The sequence below is a fragment of the Paraburkholderia sp. SIMBA_054 genome, assembly GCF_046534875.1.
Lineage (GTDB): Bacteria > Pseudomonadota > Gammaproteobacteria > Burkholderiales > Burkholderiaceae > Paraburkholderia > Paraburkholderia hospita.
On sequence record NZ_JAWRXV010000219.1, the window covers coordinates 1 to 530 of the forward strand.

1 pseudogene is annotated in these 530 nt (G+C 57.9%); it reads left to right on the top strand.

Going from position 1 to position 530, the window contains the following annotated elements:
- Positions 1-530, top strand: a pseudogene (locus SB822_RS54845) (hypothetical protein); the annotation flags it as partial.

The following is a 530-nucleotide window of genomic DNA, read 5'->3' on the forward strand; positions in this document are numbered from 1 at the left end:
TTGCGCGTGCTAAAGACCAACTTTCGCAACGGCCTGGAGGCCACTCGCGTCGCCAATCAGTTGCTCAAGATCAAGCAGCGGCGCTTCGGCTCCATCGACCGCGAGAGCAACTTCCTGGTCCAGGCCGTCGGGGGCGAGACCGGCCAAGTTACGCTGATGCCCGACAAGGACGCCACCAAGCGCGAACTGGACCAGAAGATTCGCCAATCCACCCAGTTCGCCGTCCTGGTAATGCGCGACGAGGACAAGGCCGACGCCCGCAAGCACTTTGCCACGCCCCTGTTGTTCTCGATCCACGAAGCCAAGGGTCTCGAATACGAGAACATCGTGCTCTACCGTTTCATCTCGGATCACCGCGGCGAGTTCAACGACATCGTCGAGGGCATCGCCAAGACCGATCTGGCGGTCGAGACACTGGATTACAAACGCGCCAAAGACAAGAGTGACAAGTCGCTCGAAGTCTATAAGTTCTTCGTCAATGCCCTGTATGTAGCGCTGACGCGTGCCATCAAGAACATCTACATGATCGA